Source organism: Arthrobacter agilis (assembly GCF_002953615.1).
In the GTDB taxonomy this organism is placed as follows: Bacteria; Actinomycetota; Actinomycetes; order Actinomycetales; family Micrococcaceae; genus Arthrobacter_D; species Arthrobacter_D agilis_B.
Genome location: NZ_CP024915.1, coordinates 1461423 through 1479726, shown reverse-complemented (window position 1 = coordinate 1479726; position 18304 = coordinate 1461423). Strand labels below are relative to the sequence as shown.

16 protein-coding genes are annotated in these 18304 nt (G+C 72.1%); 12 read left to right on the top strand and 4 right to left on the bottom strand.

Annotated features, from left to right (window positions below):
- Positions 1 to 125: 125 nt before the first annotated feature.
- From CVO76_RS07105 to CVO76_RS07085, 5 genes are all read left to right on the top strand, one after another.
- Positions 126 to 1130: an aquaporin gene (locus CVO76_RS07105; RefSeq protein WP_208741477.1), complete on the top strand. Its 1005-nt coding sequence runs from the start codon at positions 126 to 128 to the stop codon at positions 1128 to 1130.
- A gap of 66 nt (positions 1131 to 1196) precedes the next feature.
- Positions 1197 to 2360 carry an exonuclease SbcCD subunit D gene (locus tag CVO76_RS07100; RefSeq protein ID WP_208741475.1) on the top strand — a complete coding sequence of 388 codons (1164 nt, stop codon included), beginning with the start codon at positions 1197 to 1199 and terminating at the stop codon, positions 2358 to 2360.
- Positions 2361 to 2369: 9 nt separating this feature from the next.
- Positions 2370 to 5423 carry an AAA family ATPase gene (locus CVO76_RS07095; RefSeq protein ID WP_208741473.1) on the top strand — a complete coding sequence of 1018 codons (3054 nt, stop codon included), beginning with the start codon at positions 2370 to 2372 and terminating at the stop codon, positions 5421 to 5423.
- 70 nt (positions 5424 to 5493) lie between these two features.
- Positions 5494 to 6813 (top strand): MFS transporter, encoded by a 1320-nt coding sequence (locus CVO76_RS07090; protein ID WP_208741471.1) that lies wholly within the window; start codon positions 5494 to 5496, stop codon positions 6811 to 6813.
- 77 nt (positions 6814 to 6890) lie between these two features.
- Entirely contained in the window at positions 6891 to 7049 is a 159-nt protein-coding gene (locus CVO76_RS07085) for a hypothetical protein (protein ID WP_208741469.1), read from the top strand.
- A 12-nt stretch (positions 7050 to 7061) separates the two neighbouring features.
- On the opposite strand, the gene CVO76_RS07080 is transcribed toward CVO76_RS07085, so the two are convergent.
- Together CVO76_RS07080 and CVO76_RS07075 are read right to left on the bottom strand one after the other, a co-directional pair.
- Positions 7062 to 8033: a serine/threonine-protein kinase gene (locus CVO76_RS07080; protein WP_208741467.1), complete on the bottom strand. Its 972-nt coding sequence runs from the start codon at positions 8031 to 8033 to the stop codon at positions 7062 to 7064.
- Positions 8034 to 8169: 136 nt separating this feature from the next.
- Positions 8170 to 8967: an alpha/beta fold hydrolase gene (locus tag CVO76_RS07075; protein ID WP_208741466.1), complete on the bottom strand. Its 798-nt coding sequence runs from the start codon at positions 8965 to 8967 to the stop codon at positions 8170 to 8172.
- A gap of 234 nt (positions 8968 to 9201) precedes the next feature.
- Between CVO76_RS07075 and CVO76_RS07070 the strand changes: the two genes are divergently transcribed.
- The 6 genes from CVO76_RS07070 to CVO76_RS07045 all read left to right on the top strand — a co-directional run bounded on the left by CVO76_RS07070 (position 9202) and on the right by CVO76_RS07045 (position 15849).
- Positions 9202 to 9897, top strand: coding sequence for an NUDIX hydrolase (locus CVO76_RS07070; protein ID WP_208741464.1), 696 nt, complete (start codon positions 9202 to 9204; stop codon positions 9895 to 9897).
- Between the two features lie 110 nt (positions 9898 to 10007).
- On the top strand, positions 10008 to 11291 hold the full coding sequence (gene nadA / locus CVO76_RS07065) for a quinolinate synthase NadA (RefSeq protein ID WP_432206140.1): 1284 nt from the start codon (positions 10008 to 10010) through the stop codon (positions 11289 to 11291).
- Entirely contained in the window at positions 11288 to 12964 is a 1677-nt protein-coding gene (gene nadB, locus CVO76_RS07060; protein ID WP_244186253.1) for an L-aspartate oxidase, read from the top strand. The genes nadA and nadB overlap by 4 nt, the downstream gene beginning before the upstream one ends.
- Positions 12961 to 13899: a carboxylating nicotinate-nucleotide diphosphorylase gene (nadC, locus tag CVO76_RS07055; RefSeq protein ID WP_208741459.1), complete on the top strand. Its 939-nt coding sequence runs from the start codon at positions 12961 to 12963 to the stop codon at positions 13897 to 13899. Before nadB ends, nadC begins: the two co-directional genes overlap by 4 nt.
- Complete coding sequence (locus tag CVO76_RS07050) at positions 13886 to 15040, top strand: cysteine desulfurase family protein (protein ID WP_208741457.1); 1155 nt, start codon at positions 13886 to 13888, stop codon at positions 15038 to 15040. The genes nadC and CVO76_RS07050 overlap by 14 nt, the downstream gene beginning before the upstream one ends.
- A gap of 35 nt (positions 15041 to 15075) precedes the next feature.
- Positions 15076 to 15849 carry a hypothetical protein gene (locus CVO76_RS07045; RefSeq protein ID WP_208741455.1) on the top strand — a complete coding sequence of 258 codons (774 nt, stop codon included), beginning with the start codon at positions 15076 to 15078 and terminating at the stop codon, positions 15847 to 15849.
- Between the two features lie 7 nt (positions 15850 to 15856).
- Here CVO76_RS07045 and CVO76_RS07040 read toward each other — a convergent pair whose 3' ends face one another.
- The gene (locus tag CVO76_RS07040) at positions 15857 to 16777 is read right to left on the bottom strand and encodes an oxidoreductase (protein ID WP_208741453.1); all 921 of its coding nucleotides are present in this window, start codon (positions 16775 to 16777) and stop codon (positions 15857 to 15859) included.
- Between the two features lie 121 nt (positions 16778 to 16898).
- Here CVO76_RS07040 and CVO76_RS07035 point away from each other — a divergent pair, with 121 nt between their 5' ends.
- On the top strand, positions 16899 to 17702 hold the full coding sequence (locus tag CVO76_RS07035) for a transglutaminase-like domain-containing protein (protein WP_208741451.1): 804 nt from the start codon (positions 16899 to 16901) through the stop codon (positions 17700 to 17702).
- A 27-nt stretch (positions 17703 to 17729) separates the two neighbouring features.
- Here CVO76_RS07035 and CVO76_RS07030 read toward each other — a convergent pair whose 3' ends face one another.
- Positions 17730 to 18233, bottom strand: coding sequence for a MarR family winged helix-turn-helix transcriptional regulator (locus CVO76_RS07030; RefSeq protein ID WP_208741449.1), 504 nt, complete (start codon positions 18231 to 18233; stop codon positions 17730 to 17732).
- Between the last annotated feature and the right edge of the window lie 71 nt (positions 18234 to 18304).

Below are 18304 nucleotides of genomic sequence, written 5' to 3'. Positions count from 1 at the left end.
AGGAGTAGGACGGACCAGAGCCACCGGAGCTCCCAGCAGCCGTGCAGACTAGGATGGAAGGCTTGTCCGCGGCCCGGACCCTCCGGGCCGTCCCACTGCAGCACCGATCGAAGGAATGCGCATCCATGACCCACCACACGACGACGGCGGACGCCGTTCCCACCGGTACCGCTCAGGACGGTACCCGGCGTGCACCAGGACTCGCGGCACGCTCGATCGCCGAGGGGGTCGGATCCTTCCTCGTCATCCTCGTCGGCCTCGGAGCCACGATGCTGGCCACCGAGACGTCGCTGCAGCCCACCCTCGTCTTCGGGTTCGCCGTCGTCGCCGCGATGATCGCGTTCGGCCACGTCTCGGGCGGCCACTTCAACCCGGCCGTCACCGTCGGATCGGCGGTGGCGGGGCGGACCGACTGGAAGTCCGTGCTGCCCTATCTCGTGGCCCAGGTGCTGGGCGCGGTCGCCGCATCGGGGCTCATCTGGCTGGTCCTGAGCGCCAACGCTCAGCTCTCCGACATCGGAGGGTTCTTCAGTTCGGCCTCCAACGGGTTCGGTGAGCACTCGGCGGCGCAGTTCCCCCTGACCAGCGCCTTCCTGCTGGAGGTCGTCGCGGCGGCACTCCTCGTCGCGGTCTTCCTCGGGGCGCGGTCGCAGCGCGGCGGGCGCGACCTCGCGCCGTTCGCCGTCGGCCTCACCTACGCCGGACTGCTCTCCTTCCTCCTTCCCGTCACGAACGGCGGCGTCAACCCGGTCCGCTCCACCGCCTCGGCCGTCTTCGCCGAGCCGTGGGCCCTCCAGCAGCTGTGGCTGTTCTGGGCCGCACCGGTGGTCGGCGGCGTGATCGCGGGACTGGTCTACCGCAGCCTGGACTCGGGCCGCCCGTCCCGCACGGAGGGGAAGACCGTTCCGGCGACGCCGCATGGCGACAGCGACGGCGCCGTGCACCAGCAGGATGCGCAGCAGGACGCGGAGCAGCCCGTGGCCCAGCCGGGCACCTCCCAGTACGACGCCCCCGGGGCCGGCGGCACGGAGCGCCCTGCCGGCGACGCCGAATCCTTCTTCGATGCACTGCCCTCCTCGGGACACGACGCCTCCCGGGGCGACGATTCCCCGAGCGGGCCGGTGCGCTGACCCGGATTCCGGGCCCGCCGAGCGCTGATCCTCCGAATGTCGGCATGCGGCGGTAGCGTGAAATCCATGAGGATCCTCCATACGTCAGACTGGCACCTGGGCCGGTCCTTCCACGGGACCGGGACCCTCGACGCCCAGCGGATCTTCGTCGACAACCTCGAGAAGACGGTGCGCGAGGAAGCAGTCGACGTGGTCCTCGTGGCGGGGGACGTCTACGACCGAGCACTGCCGGCGGTGGACGTCGTCGCCCTCTTCGACGAGACACTGGACCGGCTCACCGTCGCAGGCGCGCAGGTGGTCGTCAGCAGCGGGAACCACGACTCGGCCACGCGGCTCGGCTTCGGCGGCCGCATCCTCGCCCGCGGCGGCGTGCACCTGCGCACGCGCATCGAGGACATCGGCACGGCTGTGACCTGGCCGCTCGGGGCGGAGGCCGAACTCGCGATCTACGGCGTACCGTACCTCGAACCCCGCGTCGTCGCGGAGGCGCTGCAGGCGGACGGCACCACGCACACCGCCGTGACCCGCGCCGCCCTCGACCGCGTGCGCGAGGACATCGCGCTCCGGAGCAGGGAGCGCCGCGTGGTGTCCGTCGTGATGGCCCATACCTTCGCTGCCGGGGGCGAGGGCTCGGACAGTGAGCGCGACCTCGCCATCGGCGGCCTCGGATCCGTGCCGCTCGCGCTGTTCGAGGGCTTCGACTACAGCGCGCTGGGCCACCTGCACGGCAGGCAGAGGCTGTCCGAGACCGTGCGCTACTCGGGGTCGCCCCTCGCGTACTCCTTCTCCGAGGCGAACCAGCACAAGGGCGCGTGGCTCCTGGACGTCGGCGCGGACGGGATCGGTGCCGTCCGGCCCGTCGAGTGGCCGGCGCCGCGCAACCTCGCCGTGCTCACCGGCACCCTCGACGAGCTCCTGGAACGCGACGACCTCGCCTGGGCGGAATCGGCCTACTGCTCCATCACCCTCACCGACCGTGAGCGGCCGGCGCGCGCCATGGAGCGCCTGAGGACACGGTTCCCCGACACCCTCGTACTCTCCTTCGCCCCGGAGGGCGGGGACCGACAGGACGCGCGGACGTACAGCCAGCGGATCGCCGAGGCGCGGGACGACGCCGAGATCTGCTGCGGTTTCCTCGACCATGTCCGCGGCCGGAGTGCCTCTCCCGAGGAGCAGGCGCTCATCCGCTCGACCGTCGACGCCGCGTTGACCCTCGCCCACGAACGCTAGGACGCGCGCATGAGACTGCACCACCTCGAGATCCAGGCCTTCGGCCCCTTCGCCGACCGGCAGAGCGTCGACTTCGATGCGCTGTCCAGCCAGGGCCTGTTCCTCCTGAACGGTCCCACCGGGGCCGGGAAGTCGAGCGTCCTCGACGCCGTGTGCTTCGCACTCTACGGGTCGGTCCCCGGCGCCCGTCAGGCGGCGAAGAGGCTCCGCAGCGACCATGCTGCGGAATCGGTGGCTCCGGAGGTGTCCCTCGAATTCTCGGTCGCGGACCGTCGTTTCCGCGTGGTGCGGTCACCCGCGTGGGACAGGCCGGCGCGACGCGGGAACGGGACCACCACGGAACAGGCCCGCACCCTCCTCAGCGAACGGGTGGACGCCGAGTGGGTGCAGAAGTCGGCGCGCAACGACGAGGCCGGACTGGAGCTGCAGTCCCTCCTCGGCATGGACAAGGAACAGTTCACCAAGGTCGTGATGCTTCCGCAGGGCGAGTTCGCGGCCTTCCTCCGGGCCGACGCGAAGCCCCGACGGGAACTGCTGCAGAGGCTGTTCTCGACCACGCGGTTCGAGGATCTCGAGAGGCTCTTCACCGAGGAGAGTCATCGCACCGCGCGGAACCTCGCGGACCAGGAGGGCAAGCAGCGGCACGTGTTCCTGCGCGCGGTCGATGAGGCCGAGCGCCATGACCTCAGCCTTGCCGAGACGGGGATCGACCCGGACAGCCCGGGCGGCTGGTCCGAGGCCCTGCAGGCACTCGCCGCGGCCCTCCACGACCGCCGGGACGCGGCAGCCCTCGAGAGCACCGAGCTCGCGGAGCGGAGTGCGCTCGCGGACGGCGCATCGGCAGCGCTGAGGCAGCGCCGGTCCCGCTGGACCGCACTCGGCGACCTGCGGAGGCAGCAGGCGGACCACGACGCACGCTCCGACGGGATCGCGGACCTGATGGAGCAGGCACGGCTGCACGACCAGGCCCGCGGGCTCGCCCCGCGCCTCGAACTCGAGTCCGAGGCAGGCATCGGGGTGGAGGGCGCACGTGCCCGGCACGGCGAGGCCCTCCAGCGGCTGCGGAACAACGACGCCGTCCGGGACTATCTCGACGTCGATCCCACCGTCCAGGACGAGGTCCCGCGGAGCGTCCTCACCGGCGGCTGCACGGCGTCGTCCTCCGCGCTGGGGGTCCTGCGCGCCGCGCTGCCCGACGAGCAACGGTTGCTGGACGTGCGGTCAGAGCTCGACGACGGGTCGGCCGGGGTCCGGCGGCTCGACGAACGGCTCACCGTGACGGGCGAAGCCATCATCGCGCTCCAGCATCGGCGCGCGGCCGATGTCGCACGCGTCGCGCCCCTGCGGCTGGCCGCCGACGGCCTGGTCCACCTGCGGGCGGACCTCGCCGCCGCCGTCACGGCCGAGGAGACGGTCCGGCAGTACCGGGCGGCTGAACAACGCCGCGGTGCCGCGGACGCCGGGTACGACGCCGCATCGGGGCGCTTCCTCACGCTCAAGGAGGACTGGCTCACCAAGCTGCAGCTGCGGCTGGAACAGGCTGCCGAGGAACTCGCCGAACAGCTGGCGGACGGCGAGCCGTGCCCGGTGTGCGGCAGCGCGGAGCATCCCGCACCCGTGGCGTCGCCGGGCGGCGAGAGGATCACCCTGGAGGAGGAACAGGCTGCGCGACGCCTGCAGGCCGAGGCCGAGAAGGAGCTCCAGGACCTCCGGGAGGTCCGGGACCGTGCGCGCCTCGACGTTGCCGACCTCGCCGCCCGGGGCGGTGAGCTGTCACCCGAGGACGCTGCTGCGTCCAGCCTCGCGGCGCGGACCAGGGTCCAGGCCGCCGAGACGGCCCAGGCCGAGTGTGAGCAGATCGAGGAGCGCATCCTGCGCGCCACCGAGGACGAGGAACGGATCCGCGCCGAGCGCGACGTGCTGCGGGAGGAACGGGCCGCCGCCGAGTCGCGGCGGTCGTCGCTGCTCGACCAGGAGGCCGTGCTGGCGCAACGGCTCGCCGGGCTCCAGGGCGATGCGCCGTCGCTGACGGCCCGCATCGGCGACGTGCAGCGCGCGTTCGACGACCTGGAAGCGGCGCGGGACGCCCTGGATGCGCTCACGTCGGCCGTGGGCCGCCGGCAGGATGCCGTGCAGCGCGTCGAGGACGCGCTGCACGGAACCCCCTTCGGCTCGTCGGACGAGGCCCGCGCGGCGCTCCTCCCGGAGGACCGCCGCAGCCGGATGGCCGAGGCGGTGAAGGAGCACGAGGCGCGCGGGTACCGACTCTCCGGCGCCTGGGAGGACGGCGCCGTCCGGGAGACCCTTCGGGAGGAGCAGGAAGGCGTGGAGCCACCCTCCCACGAGGACGAGCGCGCCGCCGCCACCGGCGCCGACGAACTCCGGGTGCGCGCACAGCGGGCCGGTATCAGTGCCGAGGTGCTGGGGCACTCGGTCGCCCAGCTCGAGACCTACTCCCGGCAGTTCGACGACCTCGAGCGGCAGATCGCACCGCTGCGCGAGGAAGCGCGGCTGGCGGCCGCCGTCGCCGACACGGCCCGCGGGGGTGGGGAGAACCTGTACAAGATGTCGCTGGCCACCTACGTCCTCGCCTCACGCCTCGAGCAGGTCGCGGCCGCCGCGACGGAGCGGCTGCTGCAGATGTCCGACGGCCGGTACGCGCTGGTGCACAGCGACGCCACGGCGGGCAACAAGCGCTCGGGACTCGGGTTGAACGTGATCGACGGCTGGACGGGGAACCGCAGGGACACCTCGACGCTGTCCGGCGGGGAGTCCTTCATGGCCTCGCTCGCCCTGGCGCTCGGGCTCGCCGACGTGGTCCAGCAGGAAGCGGGCGGGCTCGACATCGAGACCCTGTTCGTGGACGAGGGATTCGGTTCACTCGACGACCAGGCACTCGAGCAGGTCATGGATGCGCTCGAGGGCCTTCGGAGCGGCGGGCGCGTCGTGGGACTGGTCAGTCACGTGCCCGAACTCAAGCAGCGGGTCAGCGCGCAGCTGCAGGTGGTGAAGGGCCGCCAGGGCTCGGTCCTCCGCTACGTGGAGCAGCCTGCCAGCGTGTAAACTCGAGCCGTTACCGGGTCGGGCGCATCGGGAGGGGGGACGATGCGCGCTTGATGCACCCGGAAAGCGCATGTACAAGAATCCCTCACCGGCGTCGCCGGACTCTTCCCCGTCCCCTCTGCCGGGTCCCGTCCGCTCCCGGCGGTCCCGACTCGGCAGGTTCGGTATCCTCCCGGACCTCGCGGGCACCTCCTTCCTCCTGATCGGCCTCTTCGCGCGGCTGCCCCTCGCGATGCTCACGGTCGGCGCCCTCACGCTCGTCACGACCGCCAGCGGCTCCTACGCCGCGGGAGGTTTCGCGGCCGGAGCGGTCGGGCTCGGCTCGGCGCTCGGGGCCCCGCTGCTCGGCCTCCTCGCGGACAAGCACGGACAGCGCATCGTGCTCCTGGTCTCGGCGGTCCTGAACACCCTGGCCATCGCGGGCGTGCTCGTCGTGACGCTGCGCGGCGGAAGCATCACGGGCAGCACCCTCGCCCTCGTCCTCGCGGCGTCACTCGCCATGGGGTTCACGTGTCCCCAGATCGGCCCGCTGGCCAGGGTCCGCTGGATGGCGATGACCCGCCGCAGCCCACGCTCGGCCCTGGACACCGCCCTCTCCTACGAGGGGACGGCGGACGAGCTCACCTTCGTCCTCGGCCCCGCCCTGGTCGGCCTGCTCGCGAGCCTGATCGCCCCCTGGCTCCCACTCGCCCTGGCCGCGGTGCTGACCATCACCCTCGTCAGTGCGTTCGCCGTCCACCCGACGGTCGCCTTCAGCGATGCGGGCCGCGATCCCGGTGCCGACGGGAACGGGCACGACGGCGATCAGCCCCCGGAGTCCGCGGAGTACCGCCCCGCGCTCGTCCTGCTGCCCGTCGCCGGGATGATCGCCATGGGGACGTTCTTCGGCTCCACGCAGACGTTCCTGACCGCGTTCGCGGGGCAGTTCGGGGCAGCCGAGTCCTCCGGGCTCCTGTACGCGGTCATGGGCCTCAGCTCGGCCGTGGCCGCACTATCGGTCGCCTACTGGCCCGAGCGCTTCGGCCATACATGCCGGTGGATGGTGGCTGCCGCAGCCATGGCGGTGGCCGCCGCCGCGCTGGCCCTGCCCGGCTCGATCCCGACGATGCTGGGAGTGCTCTTCCTCCTCGGCATCTTCGTGGGTCCCACCATGGTGACGATCTTCTCGATCGGCTCGATGGTCGCGCCGGCACACCGGCTGGGCACGGTCATGACGCTGCTCGCCTCCGGGATCGTCACCGGCACGGCGACCGGTTCGGCGCTGGCAGGGGCGCTCGCCGAAGCCTCCGGGCCGGCGGGCGCCTCGGTGGTCCCGGCAGCGGCAGCATGCGTCCTGCTGCTGCTCGGAGCGGCATCGGCCGTCGCCCTGCGGAGCACCGGCAGAGCCTGAGGCAGGTTCATCAGCCGGCTGTGCAACCGCCCGGGCCGAGCATAGGATCGAAGGACATCCAAGACGCAGGAGGACGCATGAGCACCGAAGGCAGCAAGCAGAACGACACCGAGGATGCGACCGGCGGATTGGGTCCCGAGGGGACGATCCCGGTCAGTGACGACGGGGTGGCCGCGGGATCGACGGACGAGGCGAGCAACTTCGAACCCGAGGAGGACGACGGCGACGGTTCCTAGGCCGCCCGGGCGTCACCGGATGCTGGGGGCCCGATCGGGCGGTTCGGGAATCCGGACGTTACCCGTGAAGACTCCGCCGGTGACGCTCTCCGCCTCGGGGGAGACGGAGGCGGACAGCACGGGCCCGGCGGCTCCGGCCGCCGGCCCCGGGGCTCCGAGGTGCTCGTCGGCATAGTTCCGCAGCTGCAGTGCCACGTCGTGCGCGTACGGCCTGGCCGAGGGATCCCGCGATGTCATCCTCCGCAGCAGGGCACTCCAGTCCGGTCCGAGCGAATCCGGCACCTCGGGATCCCGCAGCAGCCGAGCGAGGGCAGCCTCGACCACGGGTCCGGGGAAGGCCTTCACTCCCGTCAGGCACTCGAGGAGGACGAGCCCCAGCGAGTAGATGTCACTGCGCTCGTCCAGCGGACCGCCCTCGGCCTGTTCCGGGCTGAGGTAGTTGGCGGTGCCGATCGTGGCTCCCGCGGCGGTCGCCATGGTGGCCTCCACCATCCGTGCGATGCCGAAATCCGTCAGCTTGGCGTACAGGCGGGTCGCGTTGTCCCCGCTGTGGAACATGAGGATGTTCGCCGGTTTCACGTCCCGGTGCACCACGCCCTCGGAGTGGATGTAGGCCAGTGCATCGGCGAGGTCCGCGCCGAGCTGGGCCACGTCCTCCGCGGGGAGGGCGCCGCGCTTGAGCAGGTGCCGGAGGTCCTCGCCGTCGACGAGTTCCATCACGAGGAAGCCGGTGGTCCGTCCCGTGTCGTCCTCGTGGATGCCTGCGTCGTGCAGCGTCACGAGGCCCGGGTGGTTGAGGGTCGACAGCAGCATCGTCTCCGTGTGCTGGCGCCGGTAGTTGTCGTCGTCCGCCGTCGTCGGATTGAAGATCTTGATGGCGACGTCGCGTCCGAGGTTCCGGTCGACGGCCCGGTAGACCGACGCGGCTCCGCCGACGCCGAGGAGTTCCATGGTCTGGTACCGGTCAGCAAGGAGCACATCCATGGGTGTCCTCCCGCAGCAGATTGGAATTGTGGATCATCGCCGAGCCCCACCATAAGGCTGCTGATCAGTTCCGAGTATACCGGCCGCGCTCCTGCACGGGCAGCGACGCGCGCACCGCCGGAGCCCGGTCCGGCTCTCAGGAGAGGAATGCGAGGGCTGCATCCTTGAACAGTCGCGAGGTGATGGCGTTCGAGTGGCTCCTGCCGGGCAGGGTCGCCGTCTCGGCGAGCGGGGCCCAGTCGGCGAGGTCGCCGATACCGCGGGCGTAGTCGTCCTGGTCCCCGGCGACGAGGAGCAGGGGCATCTTCGGGACGGCGCCCCGGGGGTCGAAGGGTTCCGTCTTGATGGCCGAGACCATGGCAAGGAGCGAGGGCAGGTCGTTGCCGGACCCCGCCTGGGCCATCCGGAGGAGGTCCGCCGTCGTCGCGTCCTGCGGGGCGGGCCCCCCGGCGAGGTGGCGTTCGGCTCCCTCGAGGTCGAATGCGGCGAGAGGGTCGTCGCTGCCGGGCCCCCCGAGCACCATCCTGCGCACGAGCTCGGGCTGCGTCGCGCCGAACTCCCAGGCGAGGCGGGATCCCAGGGAGTAGCCGAGCAGATCGACGCCGGAGGCGGGGTCGTCCTCCCGGAGGGGGGTGATGCGTTCGTCGAAGAGCGCCTGCAGGATGTCGGCGCGCATGCGGCTGGGTGCGTAGGCGCTGGCGTCGTCCGGCGCCGCGCTGTCACCGTGTCCCGGGAGGTCCACCATGACCACGGAGCGGCCGGCGTCGTTCAGGAAGCGGACCCAGCCGGTCTCCACCCAGTTCTGCCGCGACGAGGAGCCGAACCCGTGCAGCAGGAGGATCGGGGGCAACGCTCGGGGAGTGTCCGCGTCGCTGCGGGTGATGGCCAGGCGGGGATCGATACCCTCGACGTCGTGAACGGAATGGTGGTCCATGACCCCATCGTAAGGGCGGCAGAGATATGTGCGTCCTTGAACACATCTCCGCCGCGCGGCCCCTGCGGACCGACGACTGTGACTTTAGACACTTTCGGGAGCGGTGGCAACCCGCTGACTGAGGCTCCCCGTCCCGAACTCCTCGACGGACCATGACCGTCGGCGGCCTGCCATGAGTTATAGTCATCCTGACTCTAACAAGGCGTCGACGATCACCCAGGCGGAAGGCCGGTCATGTACAGCTCCGCCAACGTCTCGGAACGGCAGGGCCAGGCGCCCTCCCTCGCCATCTCGACCGTCATCTTCGCGCTCCGGACGGATGCGGCCTCGGACCGATCCGAGATCTGGCTCCCGCTCGTCCGCCGTATCCGCCAGCCGCACCTCGGGCGCTGGGCGCTGCCGGGCGGCCCGCTCGACGGCCGCGAGTCCCTGCAGGACGCCGCGGCACGGAATCTGCGGGAAACCACGGGGCTCGAGCCGACCTACCTCGAGCAGCTCTACGCCTTCGGCGGGCTCGATCGTTCGGCGACGCAGCGCCTGGTGTCGATCGTCTACTGGGCGCTCGTGCGCCCGGACCAGGCCGATCTGGCGCAGGAATCGGAGAACGTGCGGTGGTTCCGGGCCTCCGACGTCGTCGGGCTCGCGTTCGACCACGACGAGATCGTCGCCTACGCCCTCGAACGGCTCCGCGGCAAGATCGAGTACGGATCGGTCGCCTACCACTTCCTCGGTGACCGTTTCACGCTGGCGCAGTTGCGCGGCGTCTACGAGGCGGTGCTCGGACGGCACCTCGATCCGGCGAACTTCCGGCGACAGCTCCGCTCCGCGAAGGACATCGCCGCCACGGACGAGGTGCTCCAGGGCGGGCGCAACCGGCCGCCGCGCCTGTACAGGTACACCGGGCCGCACGCCGGACGGCCTCCGTCCTAGACGGGTCCGACGCCCGGCCCCGGGCGATGCACCTCGAGCCCTGCAACCCACCCCGTCCACGACCCCAGTCCGCCGCCCAGCCCGGCGCCGGCCCATCGAGGGAGAAGCCCGTGTCCGTTTCCACCGCCATCCAGCTCATCTCGCGAGGCGAGGCAGGATTCCCTGCGCCCGCGACCACCTGCACACCCGACCTGGCGCGTGATCCTTGGGTCTTCGACGCTCTCCCTCTGCCCGACTACGGCCCCGGTGCTTCCATGCACGACCCGGTCCCTCCCACGACCCCGCGCCAGGGTGAGCTGCCGGAGGAGTTCCGGACCGCTTCCGCCGACGACCTCGATCGGAGGATCCTCGCCGCCAAGGAGACGCTGGGGGAGTCCGTCGTCGTCCTCGGCCACTTCTACCAGCGCGACGAGGTGGTGAAGTACGCGGACTTCGTCGGCGACAGCTACCAGCTCGCCCGCGCAGCCACCGAGCGCAGTGCCGCGGAGGCCATCGTCTTCTGCGGTGTCCACTTCATGGCGGAGACCGCGGACATGCTGTCGACGCCGGAGCAGGCCGTGATCCTGCCCAACCTCGCGGCGGGGTGCTCCATGGCGGACATGGCGGACATCGACTCGGTGACGGAGTGCTGGGACCAGCTGACCGCGCTCTTCGGATCGGAGCCCGACGCGGACGGCCGGCGGCCCGTGATCCCCGTGACGTACATGAACTCCTCCGCGGCGCTGAAGGGATTCTGCGGAGAACACGGCGGGATCGTCTGCACGTCGTCGAACGCGGCTGCCGTGCTCGAGTGGGCGTTCGAGCGGGGGCAGCGCGTGCTGTTCTTCCCCGACCAGCACCTCGGCCGCAACACCGCTAAGGCGATGGGCGTCCCGCTCGAGCGGATGCCCCTGTGGAATCCCCGCAAGGCGTGGGGCGGCACGGACGAGCAGACACTCCGCGACTCCCGGGTGATCCTGTGGCACGGGTTCTGCTCGGTCCACAAGCGCTTCACCGTGGCCCAGATCGAGAAGGCGAGGGCGGAACACCCCGGAGTGCGCGTGCTCGTGCATCCCGAGTGCCCGATGCCCGTCGTCGACGCCGCCGACGAGGCGGGCTCGACCGACTACATCCGGAAGGCGATCGATGCAGCCGCACCGGGCAGCACCTTCGCCGTCGGGACGGAGATCAACATGGTGAACCGGCTCGCCGCGCAGTACCCGCAGCACACCATCTTCTGCCTCGATCCCGTCCTCTGCCCCTGCTCGACGATGTACCGCATCCACCCCGGCTACCTGGCCTGGGTGCTGGAGGGCCTCGTCGAAGGACGCGTGCCGAACCGCATCACCGTGCCGGAGAGCGTCGCCGGGCCGGCACGCGTGGCCCTGAACCGGATGCTCGCGGTCCGCCCGTGACCTCCGGACGCGTGCGGGAGGAGCCGGACGCCACCCGGGGGCCGCTCCGCGTGGTGATCGTGGGCTCCGGCATCGCCGGTTTGCAGACGGCACTCGCCGTGCGGCGGCTCGCCCCCCCGTCCGACGTCGTGCTGGTCTCCAAAGCCGCGCTCGGCTCCGGCAACACGGGCTACGCGCAGGGCGGCATCGCCGCGGTGCTCGCGGCCGGGCACGGTGCGTCCGGCCGCCCGTCCGGACCGGCCGGCGGCCGTCGCGACTCGGTGGAGGCACACATCGCGGACACCCTCGCGGCCGGCGCCGGGCTGGCGGACCCGGAGGCGGTCGAAGTCCTCTGCCGGGGCGCAGCCGAGGGGATCGACGCCCTGCAGCGGGCCGGGGTGGTCTTCGACGCCGCGCCGCACGACGCGTCGTCGCCCGCACTGGGCCGCGAGGCGGCTCACTCCGCGGCACGGATCCTCCACCTCGGCGGTGATGCGACCGGCGCAGGACTCATCGCCTCCCTCACGGCGGCGGTGCGCCGGGACCCGGCGATCCGGGTCCTCGAGAACGCCTTCGTCGAGCGGATACTGCTCGACGGCGCCGGGGGATCGCCGCGTGCCGCCGGCGTCGAGGTGCTGCAGGACGGCATCCGGCGCCCGATCGCGGCCTCCGCCGTGGTGCTGGCGACCGGTGGGGCCGGCCAGCTCTTCGACCGCACGACGAACCCGGCGATCGCCACGGGCGACGGTGTGGCGCTGGCATGGCGGGCCGGTGCGGTGGTCGCCGACCTCGAGTTCTTCCAGTTCCACCCCACGGCGCTCGACGTCCCGGGGAACCCGCTGATCTCGGAGGCCGTGCGCGGCGAGGGCGCGCGCCTCGTCGATGCCCGTGGTCACCGGTTCATGGCGAACTACCACCCGGACGGCGACCTCGCGCCGCGGGACGTGGTCTCGCGCAGCATCGCACGCCACCTCGCCCAGGAGCCCACCGACGCCCCGGGCGTCCGTACCGGGGCCGCGGCCGGTGACCGCAGGGCACGGTGCGTCTACCTGGACGCGACGGCCCTCGGCGCCGACTTCCTCGCCCGGCGCTTCCCGTCGCTCACCGCGCTGACGGCACGGCACGGGTACGACTGGTCCGCCGCCGTCGTCCCGGTGGTCCCGGCCGCCCACTACTGGATGGGCGGCGTGCGGACGGACACGGACGGGCGCACCTCCGTCCAGGGCCTCTTCGCCGTCGGCGAGGTGGCGCGCACGGGTGTGCACGGCGCCAACCGGCTGGCCTCCAACAGCCTCCTCGAGGCCGTGGTCTTCGCTACGCGGTGCGCGGCGGCGCTCTCCGACGGAGACGGCGCGGCGCCGGTCTTCGAGGCCGAGGTCCTCGACCTCGACGCGGAGACCGGAACCCACCCCGTGACGCGCCGCGAGCTCCAGGCGGTGATGACAGACCACGCCGGCGTCCTGCGGACGGGCAGCGGTCTGGACGTCGCCGCGAAGCAGCTCGCGTCCTATCGCGTCGGCACCGATCCGGAGACGGCGAACCTGCTGCTGTGCGCGCGGCTGCTCGTGCGCGCCGCCTCGGACCGGCCCGGGTCCTGCGGAGCGCACCACCGCTCCGACCAGCCGGACCCCGCACTCCGCCGGCCCGCCCCGAGCCGGTCCTACCTCCGAATCCCCGAAGGGACACAGCCATGACGCAGACCGCCGACAGCCCGCTGGACACCGCCGCAGCGCCGGCGCGGCCACCGCAGCACCTGGTCGACGCCATCGTCGCGGCGGCCCTCGCCGAGGACGCGCCGTGGGGTGACGTGACCTGCCAGTCCCTGATCGACCCCGATCTGCTGACGACGGCGGCCGTGACCGCACGCGAGCCCGGCATCCTCTGCGGGACCGCGGCGATCGAGGCGGCGATGAGGCTCACCGACCCCCGCATCCACGTCGCCTTCCCGAGGACCGACGGCACGCCGTTCGGGACCGGCGACTCGATCGCGTACCTCAGCGGGCCCGCGGCCGGCATCCTCACCGCGGAGCGCACGGCCCTCAACATCGTGCAGCGCCTGAGCGGGATCGCGACCATGACGCGGGCCTTCGTCGACGCCGCGGGTGGTACGCGTGCCCGCATCGTCGATACCCGCAAGACCACACCGGGGCTGCGGGTCCTGGAACGCTGGGCCGTCCGCTGCGGGGGCGGATCGAACCACCGCGCCGGTCTGTCCGACGCCGTGATGGTCAAGGACAACCACCTGGCGCTGCTGGCGGTCGACGGGCCCGCCGCACTCACGGCCGCACTGCGGTCGGTGAGGTCCCGGCTGCCCCACACCGTGCACGTCGAGGTCGAGGTGGACGGGCTGGACCAGCTCGAACCGGTCCTCGCCGCGGACGTCGACACGATTCTGCTGGACAACTTCACCGTCGAGGACCTCGCGGAGGGAGTGCGGCGGGTGGCCGGCCGGGCGCTCGTCGAGGCGAGCGGCAACGTGCGGCTCGACACCGTGGCGGCCATCGCCGCCACCGGCGTGGACATCATCTCCGCAGGGGCACTCACCCACAGCGTCCGATCGCTCGACCTCGGCCTGGACTTCGTCCCGCCGGTCCACCAGCCCCCGGTCGGCGGCCATGCTGTACCTTGACGCCGCCGCCACGGCACCGGCACGCCGCGAGGTCCTCGAGGAGATGTGGCCCCTGCTGACGTCGACCTTCGGCAATCCGTCCAGCCACCACGCCTACGGCGAGGCAGCCGCGAACGCCTTCGCCGCGGCCCGGTCGAGGATCGCGGGTCTGCTCGGATGCCGTCCCGCGGAGATCATCTTCACCTCGGGCGGCACCGAGGCCGACAATCTCGCGCTCAAGGGCATCGCCCTGGCTGCGCCTCGCGGACGCCACATCGTCACCAGCGCCATCGAGCACCCGGCAGTGCTGGACGCGCTGTCCTACCTCCGGGACTTCCACGGCTTCCGCATCACGACCCTGCCCGTCTCCGGAACAGGACGGGTCGCCGCGGAGGAGCTGGCGGCCGCGCTCGAAGCCGGGACGACGCTGTGCACCGTCATGTACGCGAACAACGAGGTCGGCACGGTCCAGGACATCCCGGCGCTGGCGGCGGTCTGCCGGAACGCCGGAGTTCCCTTCCATACCGACGCCGTGCAGGCGGCGGGATGGCTTCCCCTCGACGTCGACTCCCTGGGCGTCACCGCGCTCAGCATCTCGGGCCACAAGCTGGGCACCCCGAAAGGCATCGGCCTGCTGTACCTGCGCGCGGGCACCCCCTGCGAACCCGTCCTGCATGGCGGCGGCCAGGAGCGCGGCCGTCGCTCGGGAACGGAGAACGTCGCCGGAGCGGTCGGGCTGGCGCGAGCGCTCGGCCTCGCGCAGCGCGCCCTGCCGGCCGCGGCCACCCGATCGCGGTCGGCGCAGGACGCGCTGGTCGCCGCCGTCCTCGCCGCGGTGCCCGGCGCCTTCGTCACGGGTGACCCCGACGCGCGGCTCCCGAACCTCGCCTCGTTCTGCTTCCCGGGGGTCGGCGGTGAGGCGGTCCTGCTGGAACTCGAGCGCCGCGGGGTCGTCTGCTCCAGCGGTTCGGCCTGCGCCGCCGGTTCGTCCGAGCCGTCGGCCGTGCTGCTGGCACTCGGGATCGACGAAGGGACCGCCCACTCCGCCGTCCGGCTGTCCTGGACACAGGACACCCCGCCGACGGATCTCGCGGAGGCGGCACGCGCCGTGATCGCGTCGGTCGAGGCGGTGCGATCGCTCGGCGCGGCGCGTGGAGCCTAGACTTGCGGCACCGGATTCCGCCGGGGAGGGACGCCATGGACAACGGTAGTGCGGCACGGCTGTCGGTGCGGCGCGTGCTCCGGGCCGTCGCCGGCGGGGCGCTCGCAGCGCTGCTGCTCACAGCGTGCACCGGGAGCCCGGAGGGTGGAAGCGCTGCGCCGTCGTCGGACGCCCCCTCGGCCACCCCGACGGTGCCGCCGGTGCCCCTGCGCGAGGCGCGCGAGGGCTGGAAGATCTTCACCGACCCCGGCCGGCTCGTGAGCTTCGAACTGCCGGAGGCCTGGGTGGTGCAGCCGCTGGAACCCGCACCGGGCGCCTACGCCCCGGACTCGCTGCACTATGCCGTCCGTACACCGGAGGGAACGACGGCGGCCGAACTGCACTCCGGCATCCTGACGCCGGAACCGCCCTGTCCCGATGCCGAACGCACCTCCTACTACGTGATCGGCAGCGAGCCGCTCGCGCTGACCGGGGGACCGCCGGCGGACACCGGCATCGAGCCACGCTTCGTGGTCCGCCTGATCACCGGCTTCCGCTTCTTCGGCTCCTACGGCATCACGGACCAGGTGGGCGGCGCGGACGGCCTTGCCTGCTCCCTGCCGAACACCGTGCAGGGGAGCGAGGCACTCGGCCGGTTCAGCTTCGGCGACCTCGAGGCGCTGGCGCCGAAGGCACCGGCGAACACCGGTCCGCAGACGGTGTCCTTCGGCACCCTCGGGGAGGCCGAGGCCTACTACGCCACGCCGGACTTCGCGATCATCCGCGAGATGATCCGGTCCGTGCAGGTCGCCGCCGAGCCCGCGGCCTAGCTGAGGGTCAGGTGGCGGGCTGCAGGGCCGCGAAGTCCACCCCGGTCAGCTCGACGCTGCGATTCCAGAGCCGCACGGCGATGTCGTGGTCCAGCACCCGTGCCACGGGGGCGACGAGGCGGGGAGCGCCGCGCGTCTCGCCCGGGCCGGAGGGCCCGTAGTAGTCGCCGCCGCGGACATCGTCGGCGGTTGCCGCGTACAGGGTCGGCAGGGCTCCCGCGGCGTCGGACTGGCTCATCAGTCTGGAGAAGCCCGCGAGGACGTCGAGCACGGCGGGCGCCTGCATGCCTGCCGTCAGGTTGGTGTCGGCGAGGCCCGGGTGGGCGGCCACGGAGGTCAGGTCCCAGCCGGCGGCGCGCGCACGCCGATCGAGCTCGACCATGAAGTACAGGTTCGCGATCTTGCTCTGTCCGTAGGCGCGCCACCTGCGGTACCTGCGCTCGGACTGCAGGTCGTCGAAGTCGATGCGTCCGCCCTTGTGGGCGAGGCTCGACAGCGTGACCACGCGCGCCGGACCCGCCTCCCGGAGATTCGGCAGCAGGAGGCCGGTGAGCGCGAAGTGACCCAGGTGGTTGGTGCCGAACTGCAGTTCGAAGCCGTCAGCCGTCGTGGACTTCGGCGTGGCCATCACCCCCGCGTTGTTGACGAGGATGTGGACGGGACCCGTGACGTCGGCCGCGAAGGCCCGCACGGAGGCGAGGCTCGCGAGGTCGAGGAGGCGCATCCCGACGCGCTCGCTGCCGGACAGGGCCCGGACCTTCTGCTCGGCGTCCCGCCCGCGCTGTTCGTTGCGGCAGGCGAGGACCACGTCGGCGCCCCTGCGGGCCAGGGCGACGGCGGTCTGCAGTCCCAGCCCGCTGTTGGCGCCGGTGATGATGACACGCCTGTCCGTCAGATCGCCGATCGCGTCCGCGGTGAAACTGCTCATGGGGAGCCTTCCGTGCTGGTGCGTCCTGCCCGGCCGGATGATGCCGGCCGGCGTCGAGGGTCGCCGCCTCCAACAGCTTAGAGTTGGAGGCGATCACGCCGCCTACCGGGAGCAACGAACCATGCGACGCACTGTCTCCGCCGACCTCGGTGCCACGACGATCGCCGGCACCGAGGTGGTCCTGTCGATCGCCGTCGCACACCCCGGGGACTACCGCGAGGTCGACGAGCGCCTGTCCGTCCTGGTCGACGGGCAGCCGGCGGAGGTCCGCGAACGGCAGGCCGGGGACGGCACGCGGCTGCACCTGCTCACGACGCCGCACGCGTCATCACTCGAAGTGGAGTACCGGGCCACCGTGACGGGGACCTCGGAGCGGTCCCCCGGAGACGACGTCGACCTGGTGCGGTACGTGCGACCCAGCCGGTACTGCGAATCGGACAGGATCCTCCCGACGGCGTACGCCCTCTTCCCCCGCCTGCAGGGCGCCGAGCTCGTCCAGGGTATCCGTGACTGGGTGTCGGGTGAACTGTCCTACGTCCCCGGGTCGTCCCGTTTCACCGACGGCGCCGTGGACACCCTCCTGTCCCGGAGGGGGGTGTGCCGGGACTACGCCCACCTGGTGATCGCCCTCCTGAGGTCCCGCGACATCCCGGCGCGGCTGGCGTCCGTCTACGCGCCCGGGCTCAGCCCCATGGATTTCCACGCCGTCGTCGAGGCCTGGGCCGACGGCGGCTGGCACCTCCTGGATGCGACCGGCCTGGCCCCTCGTGCCTCGATGCTTCGCATCGCGACGGGCAGGGACGCGACCGACACCGCGTTCCTCTCCACGGTCGGCGGCTCGCTGCAGCTGACCCGCCTGACGGTGACCGCGACGGTCGACGACCTCCCGCTGGAACGGACGGGCGAGAGGCACTTCCTCCGCTGACCACGCTCCGGGGGAGCGCCGTCGGGATCAGGCCAGCGCGGCGTTGATTTTGTCGGTCAGCGCCTTCAGCTGCGCCATCTCGGCGGGATCGAGGACGGGCGCGAGCACCTGCTGGATGCGGTGGACGTGGGCGGAGCCGATGCGCCGCTGGAGGGCCCGGCCCTCGTCCGTCAGAGCGAGCTCGACGCCGCGCTGGTCGGTCTCGGCGGGCCGGCGCCGCACGAGCCCCTTGGCCTCGAGGCGGTCCACCATGCGGCTGAGGCTGGGCTGGCTGATGAGCAGGTGGTGGTTCAGCTCGTTCAGGCGCGTCCACCCGGTCGGGCAGCGGCTGAGGTTGAACAGGACGTCGTACTCGCCGATCGGCAGTTCCCGGAACACCGGATCCTGCCGAAGACGGCGCATGACGCCGACCTGGGCACGGAAGAGCGATTCCCAGCTCTCGGAGGCCTGCCGCACGGAGGCGCTGCTTCCGTCGTCGCCGGTCGCCACCGCCTCCCGCTGCTCCGCCGCGGCGTCCACCTGGTCAGCCATGACTGCTTCCCGCCTCCTGCCGGCGAACCGGCAACTAGATGTCTTTGCATCTAGTATACGCTCGGCGGCGG

Coding starts and splice junctions, on each gene's coding strand:
- CVO76_RS07040 (WP_208741453.1), bottom strand. CDS start 16,777: ATGAGCAGTTTCACCGCGGACGCGATCGGCGATCTGACGGACAGGCGT.
- CVO76_RS07030 (WP_208741449.1), bottom strand. CDS start 18,233: ATGGCTGACCAGGTGGACGCCGCGGCGGAGCAGCGGGAGGCGGTGGCG.
- CVO76_RS07085 (WP_208741469.1), top strand. CDS start 6,891: ATGAGCACCGAAGGCAGCAAGCAGAACGACACCGAGGATGCGACCGGC.
- CVO76_RS07050 (WP_208741457.1), top strand. CDS start 13,886: ATGCTGTACCTTGACGCCGCCGCCACGGCACCGGCACGCCGCGAGGTC.
- nadC (WP_208741459.1), top strand. CDS start 12,961: ATGACGCAGACCGCCGACAGCCCGCTGGACACCGCCGCAGCGCCGGCG.
- CVO76_RS07100 (WP_208741475.1), top strand. CDS start 1,197: ATGAGGATCCTCCATACGTCAGACTGGCACCTGGGCCGGTCCTTCCAC.
- CVO76_RS07105 (WP_208741477.1), top strand. CDS start 126: ATGACCCACCACACGACGACGGCGGACGCCGTTCCCACCGGTACCGCT.
- CVO76_RS07035 (WP_208741451.1), top strand. CDS start 16,899: ATGCGACGCACTGTCTCCGCCGACCTCGGTGCCACGACGATCGCCGGC.
- CVO76_RS07070 (WP_208741464.1), top strand. CDS start 9,202: ATGTACAGCTCCGCCAACGTCTCGGAACGGCAGGGCCAGGCGCCCTCC.
- CVO76_RS07080 (WP_208741467.1), bottom strand. CDS start 8,033: ATGGATGTGCTCCTTGCTGACCGGTACCAGACCATGGAACTCCTCGGC.
- CVO76_RS07045 (WP_208741455.1), top strand. CDS start 15,076: ATGGACAACGGTAGTGCGGCACGGCTGTCGGTGCGGCGCGTGCTCCGG.
- CVO76_RS07095 (WP_208741473.1), top strand. CDS start 2,370: ATGAGACTGCACCACCTCGAGATCCAGGCCTTCGGCCCCTTCGCCGAC.
- CVO76_RS07075 (WP_208741466.1), bottom strand. CDS start 8,967: ATGGACCACCATTCCGTTCACGACGTCGAGGGTATCGATCCCCGCCTG.
- CVO76_RS07090 (WP_208741471.1), top strand. CDS start 5,494: ATGTACAAGAATCCCTCACCGGCGTCGCCGGACTCTTCCCCGTCCCCT.